General features: G+C 43.9%; 8 protein-coding genes. 5 read left to right on the top strand and 3 right to left on the bottom strand.

The window, feature by feature from the left end; all coding sequences use genetic code 11:
- The 5 genes from ABF463_RS13170 to ABF463_RS13150 all read left to right on the top strand — a co-directional run.
- Positions 1-511, top strand: a 511-nt coding sequence (locus ABF463_RS13170; RefSeq protein WP_415534272.1) for a DJ-1/PfpI family protein, incomplete at its 5' end; no start/stop codon positions are given.
- Positions 512-636: 125 nt separating this feature from the next.
- On the top strand, positions 637-1,650 hold the full coding sequence (locus ABF463_RS13165) for an NERD domain-containing protein (protein ID WP_415534270.1): 1,014 nt from the start codon (positions 637-639) through the stop codon (positions 1,648-1,650).
- Between the two features lie 123 nt (positions 1,651-1,773).
- Complete coding sequence (locus ABF463_RS13160; protein WP_415534268.1) at positions 1,774-1,989, top strand: hypothetical protein; 216 nt, start codon at positions 1,774-1,776, stop codon at positions 1,987-1,989.
- A 243-nt stretch (positions 1,990-2,232) separates the two neighbouring features.
- Positions 2,233-2,772: a DUF5104 domain-containing protein gene (locus ABF463_RS13155; RefSeq protein ID WP_415534266.1), complete on the top strand. Its 540-nt coding sequence runs from the start codon at positions 2,233-2,235 to the stop codon at positions 2,770-2,772.
- A gap of 666 nt (positions 2,773-3,438) precedes the next feature.
- Complete coding sequence (locus tag ABF463_RS13150; protein ID WP_415534274.1) at positions 3,439-3,822, top strand: VOC family protein; 384 nt, start codon at positions 3,439-3,441, stop codon at positions 3,820-3,822.
- Between the two features lie 365 nt (positions 3,823-4,187).
- On the opposite strand, the gene ABF463_RS13145 is transcribed toward ABF463_RS13150, so the two are convergent.
- Genes ABF463_RS13145 through ABF463_RS13135 form a run of 3 tightly spaced genes read right to left on the bottom strand, consistent with a single transcriptional unit; the run spans position 4,188 to position 6,158 of the window.
- Positions 4,188-5,279, bottom strand: a complete 1,092-nt coding sequence (locus tag ABF463_RS13145; RefSeq protein ID WP_415534264.1) for an IS91 family transposase — start codon at positions 5,277-5,279, stop codon at positions 4,188-4,190.
- Positions 5,272-5,958: a tyrosine-type recombinase/integrase gene (locus ABF463_RS13140; protein WP_415534262.1), complete on the bottom strand. Its 687-nt coding sequence runs from the start codon at positions 5,956-5,958 to the stop codon at positions 5,272-5,274. The genes ABF463_RS13145 and ABF463_RS13140 overlap by 8 nt, the downstream gene beginning before the upstream one ends.
- Positions 5,955-6,158 (bottom strand): hypothetical protein, encoded by a 204-nt coding sequence (locus tag ABF463_RS13135; protein WP_415534260.1) that lies wholly within the window; start codon positions 6,156-6,158, stop codon positions 5,955-5,957. The genes ABF463_RS13140 and ABF463_RS13135 overlap by 4 nt, the downstream gene beginning before the upstream one ends.
- Positions 6,159-6,470 lie beyond the last annotated feature (312 nt).

Below are 6,470 nucleotides of genomic sequence, written 5' to 3'. Positions count from 1 at the left end.
GGTAGAGGTATTGGGTTGTATCCCAGAATATCAACTTCATTATGTGTCAGTCACAGGTGGTACTATTATAAGTAAGCAAGGCGTGTATGTGTCAACTGAGCGTGTAAAGAATATTGATTTTTCAGGTATTCTACTTATCCCAGGCGGACAAGGGACACGACCATTGGTCAATGAGCCAGAATTTATTAAAAACCTAAAACATATAGCGATGCAGTCAAAATACTGCCTAACCGTGTGCACTGGTTCTGCGCTGTTGGCAAAAACCGGGCTTTTAGATAACAGGCAAGCAACGTCAAACAAAAATGCGTTAGAATGGGTTCAATCAATCAATAGAAATGTTCACTGGATGAATCGAGCAAGATGGAATGTAGATCAAAAATATTACACGTCATTAGGTATATCTGCCGGTATAGACAGGGCACTGGGTTTCACAGCCGATAGATTTGGACACAATCGAGCGCAGGAAATTGCCAAAAGCATTGAATATATTTGGAACTCTAGTCCAAATTAAGATCCATTTTCTAAATGATCATACTTGACAGCCCAGACTGAAATAAGAACTGCCAATCATGCTTATAACCCCATACAGAGCCCCAATTACTAATCGATTGACTGAATGACAATGAGGACAACGATATGACTGCTTTGACATCGCTGATGGTTTCATTTCTCTCAATGATTCTTGTGTTGCTGTGGATTCCGGTCGTCATTATGGCGCTCATTATTGCAGGTATGGCTATCCGTTTTTACGGATCTGAGTACCATCGTCAGACGAGAAACGGCTTTTTTGCTACTTATCTTAACAAAGGCCGTTATGGTGAATATCTTGTTTACAAAAACCTGCGAGCGCTTCCGCAGCCCCGTCGTTTTCTGTTTAATATCTATTTGCCCGCCGAAAACGACGAAACCACAGAGGCTGATGTGTTGTTGCTACATCCGAGTGGCATCTATGTATTTGAAAGTAAGAATTATAGTGGTTGGATTTTCGGCACCGAAGCCCAGCGTCAGTGGACACAGTCGTTGCCGGCCGGGCACGGCACGCGCAAGTTGCACTTTTTTAATCCTATCCTTCAAAATGCGGGGCATATCCACTGGCTGAAATCGGCACTGGCTGATTTTGGCGATCTGCCATACCATTCGTTAATACTGTTCAGTGACCGCTGCCAGCTCAAAAAAATTACGTTAACCTCTAGCAAGGCGGCGGTCATCCATCGCGGGGAGGTGTACCGTGGCATTACCCAGCGCGCGTCCGAGACAGGCAGTGTATTGACCTCACAGCAGATACGACAAATCTACGATGCGCTGCTACCTTACACTCAGGTCGCCGAAGCGGACAAGCTTCGCCATGTCGAACAGATCCACAAAAAATATGCACCAGAAATACAGAAAGATCTCACTGCTGGCCGGCCTATGCCTTCCACAGAAAAATTCCCAGTGTTAGGTGCAATTCCAACCGCTGAACAAGCTGTGCTGTCTGATAGCCGGAATCCCCTTTGTCCGCGGTGCGGAAAACCTCTCGTGCAACGGGTTGCGCGTTCTGGAGCACATGTTGGTCAGAAGTTTTGGGGATGTTCTGGTTTTCCAAATTGTCGGTATATCAGACAAATACCTTCTGGCACCGATTCAACAGATGTATCAAGCAAACCGTGAATTTACCTGTAATAAATAATTCGTGTGACGATCATAGCAAAAATGGGAGGTTCGATTCATGGCATGTCATAGAAATCATGCGAACTCGAATTATATGATGATGTGTTTCATGCTGCAACCAGCATGGGCAAGAAGAAATTCGATTTCGATAATGGAAAGCATATTATATGGACGTGGAAGGGAGATTATTTAGATTTAGGTGCCGGAGACGAAGTCGCTATATATACAGAAGATGACGTGATCCACGGACAATATGATGTGGATAAGAGCGATGCTTTGTATATGACTTTAGCAGAAACGATTGGATCAAAAACCGTTTTTAACTGGAACCCTGGGTAAAAGACCTGGTGGATTACAGGATTCAACCCCCAAGATCAAAATGTTGCTTGCCAAAATCTTACGTTATCTGGAACAATTGATTTTTCAACACACACCGATTTATGGGCACCCTTCTACGCTCAATATAATGCCGGTGCTAACTTTTGGACATTTGATCCCCAATCATATACAGCTTCCTTTGTTTGGTCGAATTAATACTACGATAGATTCAATGTCCCTTATTAAGGAGAAAACATGCACACTATGAAAAGATTTTTGTGTGTATATGCTTTTATATTTATATTAATGATGGGGTTAAGCTCTTGCTCCTTTCCAAAATTTTCTCTTCCATTTTCTCCCGGAACAATGTACGTTTCACCAAGTGAAACTCAACAAGTGAAAACGGTAGAAAAAACAATTCTTGATACTATTAACACAAGGAACATGTCATCTGTTAAAAAGCTGTTTTCTAAAAAAGCTATTGCAAAAATTGGAAATGTGGATGAGAAACTTAATGAATTTTATACATTTTATTCGGGCGATTTTGTTTCCAGCAAAGTTTCCGATTCCGTGGAAGATGAATATAATGGAGGAAACGATAGAAAATCGATACATTTATGGTTTACTGTAAAAACGAATAAGGATACTTATGTGATCGGATGTAGTGATGTGATCAGTAATCCCAAAGATCCAAGTGATGTTGGAGCTTTTCAACTTTATATTGTTCGTGAAGAAGATATGTCTTCGGCTGTTGGGTTGTACGGCAGTGGTCAAGATAGAATTGCGATACAATGCTTTTACTAAATAATCAGACCCACCATGTCAATAAAGACGCACGCTTATCGTGATACTATAAAAACAGTAGGTTCCAGCCGTTGATTGTGACACAGCCCAACCTGTATTTGATTGGCTGTTGTATATAATTGGCTTTCCAATATTTGTTGCATCGACATATTCGTATATTCCTGTATATCGTAAGTTGGCTCTAATTCTGAAACAGGCATATATCCGCCCGATCGCGGTGCTTTTTCCCAGAGTACATCAGATTTTAGGGGTGAGGATGAAAAATGATGTTCTTAGTAGTATTACACGGGTAAAATAAGTAATTAGTTTCATTTTGGACAGCAGGCGCTATTGACAAAGAGTCTGGCATATCTTTGGAAAATCCAAGCATCAAGAAAGATGCTATTTTTGAAAAATGATTGTCATTGGATTGTTCAACGAATATGGAGATGGACAGTATCTTATGAATCCAGATATTGCAGAAAAGTCCAAAGAAAACCGAAGCACCTTCCATTTATGGAGACTGGGGAAGTAATTGGGATTAGTCGTTCAACTTTAGATTATGCGAGCTGTATCCTTTGCTTTTTGTGCATATTATCCATACAATTTAGCAGTCAGAATAGAATGATAGCAGTGTATTATTCTTTCATATATAACATGCAGACATATAGAAGTTTGGAGGATAACATGAAAATAGAACACGTTGCAATGTATGTAAATGATTTGCAAAGGGTCAAAATCTTTTTTGAGCAGTATTTCGGTGCCAAATCCAATACGGAATATCATAACCAAAACACAGGTTTTAAATCCTATTTTCTTACATTTGACGATGGAACGCGATTGGAAATTATGAAGAAGCCGCAAATGGAAGACAGAGAAAAAAAGCTGGCGCGAACCGGTTATATTCACATTGCTTTTAGTGTGGGCAACAAAGAAAAGGTAAATGCTCTTACAGCAAAATTGAAATTGGATGGATATGATGTGATCAGCGGGCCCAGAACCACAGGCGATGGGTACTATGAAAGCTGTATTGTAGGAATTGAGGGAAATCAGATCGAAATTACTATTTGACAAATCTCAATTTGTTTGTCCGAGTATGGGCACACTTGGCAGCTCAAAGTATTTTCCGAACTTCCTAGTTTGAATAGAGAATTATCTGAAGTTAAGCGCAAAAAACGCCCAGTCCCCGCAAAGGACGTGAGCGTTTCAAAGCACGAGGTTGCGCATAACTTTGGATAATTCCATAGCACGAAACCGCGGCCGGCGATGCACGCTATGGGAAAAGCATCTTCCGGACTTTCTTAAAACCGGTCAGGTTCTGTTTCGAGAAATTGTTTTTCAGTAAGAGCATCATTGCGGGTTACCCCAGCTTCTGGTAAAATGGATACAGTAAAGCAAGCCTGTCCTCAGACAGACTTTTAAAAGTTTTGCGGTTATCAGCTTCCCGGTGGAGCAAATCCGGTTCTGAGCAAGCCGGAGTATCCGCAGCGGGGGCACTGAGAAGGTTTTCTGCCGATGAGTTTTTGGATGAGCTGCTCGGCAGAAAGCTTTTCTTTCCGGCACAGGCTCGTCCCGGATTGGATTTGGCAGATCCTCAGCTTTTTCTGCTTACCCCGGCTGGATAGAAAACCATAGTGCCGAATCTTCATGAATCCGGCAGGCAGAACATGCATCAGAAAACGCCGGATGAATTCATCGGCACTCAGCGTCATGGCTTTCCAGCGACTGCCGTCCCGGTAATCGCGCCATTTGAAAGTGACGGCGCCGTTTTCAACCTTCAGGATGCGGTTGTTGGAGATGGCGACGCGGTGGGTGTAACGTCCGAGGTGTTCCATAACGCAAGCCGCATCCTTAAACGGCGGCTTGCAGTAGACCACCCATTCTTTCCGAAAGCACTGGCTCACCAATTTGAAGTCGATGTCCGGTATTTGCAGCTTGAGCAAAGCCATGAACTTGCCCCGGAATTTGCGGGAGAGTACTCGTATCGGGAGAAAGAATTTCTTCTGCGAGGGCTGCCACTTACCTAAAGTCGTTAACCCACCGGAGGGAACGATGCAGTGAGCATGCGGATGAAAGCAGAGATTTTGCCCCCAGGTGTGTAAGACGGCTGTAAGGCCGATTGCCGCACCCAGATATTTTTTGTCGCCCGCAAGCTCCTGAAGGGTTTCCGCCGCGCACCGAAACAGTAAATTGTAACAACCCCGCTGGTTGCGGTAGATCAGCGCGTTCAGCTCCTGCGGGACGGTAAATACCACATGAAAATATCCGACATCCAGCAGATCCGCTTTTTGCGCATCGATCCAGCGCTCTTTCGCGAATGTCTGGCACTTAGGGCAGTTACGGTTGCGGCAGGAGTTGTAGGACGGATGTTCATACCCACAATGCGGACACTTATCCATATGCTCGCCGAGCCGGGAGGTCCGGCAGTTCCGAATCGCGTTCATTGCCTTGTGCTGGACAAGGGACAGGCGATGCTTTTGAAGAAATGTCCCTCCGTATTGCTCCAGAATCTCCTGCACCTCAGGCATCGGTCTTCACCTTCGGCTTGCGGCCGCGCTTTTTCGGGAGCGTATCCAGAGGGCTTGTAATGGACTCATTCAAATTACTCAGGTGAAGATAAAAAGCCGTGGTTTGGATAAAGGTATGGCCCAACAGCTCTTTAATCTGGCAGACTTCTACCCCGGACTCCAGCAGATGCGTGGCAAAACAATGCCGTAAAGTGTGAATTGTATAGGATTCCGGCAAACCGGCCAGTGCCTTGTACTTGTTAAATGCATTGTCAACGGCTCGTGAAGTAAGGATATGTTTGTCTCGACTTCTGGTATAAAACAAATACCCTTCCGGACGATTTGGGCGGTATTGCTTCCAATATTCCCGGAGAAGATCGAGATTTCGCTGGGAAAGCAAGGTGAATCGGTCCTTGCCGCCTTTTCCGTGATGAATAAAAATGCGCATCTGCTTGCTGTCAATATCCTGGACACGCAAGTGAACAATCTCAGACAACCGCAGCCCCGCGCCATAAACCGTTTCAAACATTGCTTTGTCTCTCAAATTGTCGATCACGGAGAAAAAACGGACGATTTCATCCTTGCTCATAATTGCAGGAAAGTCTCGTCGATTACGGCGCCTGGGAATCCTTCGACAGTTCAGATTTCTACCCAGAACAGCACCAAAGATAAAGCGAAGGGCGCTGTTGTAGATATTCACACTACCGTTTGTTTTCCCGATACTGGTTTGATAGAGCAGAAAGTCACGGATTTCCTGCTCCCCATAGTTTCAATAGGGCGATCTTCATGGAAACGTTGAAAGAGCCGCAGTGCGCACAGATAGGATTCTTCTGTATGGGGAAACAACCCTCGTAGCGCAAACTTCTCATGGGTTTGCTTAACAACTTCTTCATTGGTCATGGAACCATCTCCTTCAAAGTGATGATCCCATTTTACCGGATATAGCAAACACCTGCTGAATTCACAGCAGGTTCCCTAAAACCGCAACACCCGCCCTATGCTACCACCGCGTAAGCGGTTTAGTGCTATGAACATATTGAGCAATTCAAAGCGTTTCCTAAACTTCGTATAACTTTGGTTTTGTGCTTATCACGAAAGTATTTCAGAATGATATACGCAACCCTCTTTTTAATCCATTATGCTTCGACGACCATATCCGTATAAACAGTCATTGGGTAAAATAAATTGTTATATGTTAACAATCTTCTGAAA

Source organism: Ethanoligenens sp., assembly GCF_047718355.1.
Classification (GTDB): Bacteria; Bacillota; Clostridia; order Oscillospirales; family Ethanoligenentaceae; genus Ethanoligenens.
This window is presented reverse-complemented; position numbering and strand designations above follow the sequence as displayed.

Excerpts from the sequence above, each read along its gene's own strand:
- ABF463_RS13165 (WP_415534270.1), top strand. The coding sequence starts at position 637 with ATGACTGCTTTGACATCGCTGATGGTTTCATTTCTCTCAATGATTCTT.
- ABF463_RS13160 (WP_415534268.1), top strand. The coding sequence starts at position 1,774 with ATGGGCAAGAAGAAATTCGATTTCGATAATGGAAAGCATATTATATGG.
- ABF463_RS13155 (WP_415534266.1), top strand. The coding sequence starts at position 2,233 with ATGAAAAGATTTTTGTGTGTATATGCTTTTATATTTATATTAATGATG.
- ABF463_RS13150 (WP_415534274.1), top strand. The coding sequence starts at position 3,439 with ATGAAAATAGAACACGTTGCAATGTATGTAAATGATTTGCAAAGGGTC.
- ABF463_RS13145 (WP_415534264.1), bottom strand. The coding sequence starts at position 5,279 with ATGCCTGAGGTGCAGGAGATTCTGGAGCAATACGGAGGGACATTTCTT.
- ABF463_RS13135 (WP_415534260.1), bottom strand. The coding sequence starts at position 6,158 with ATGACCAATGAAGAAGTTGTTAAGCAAACCCATGAGAAGTTTGCGCTA.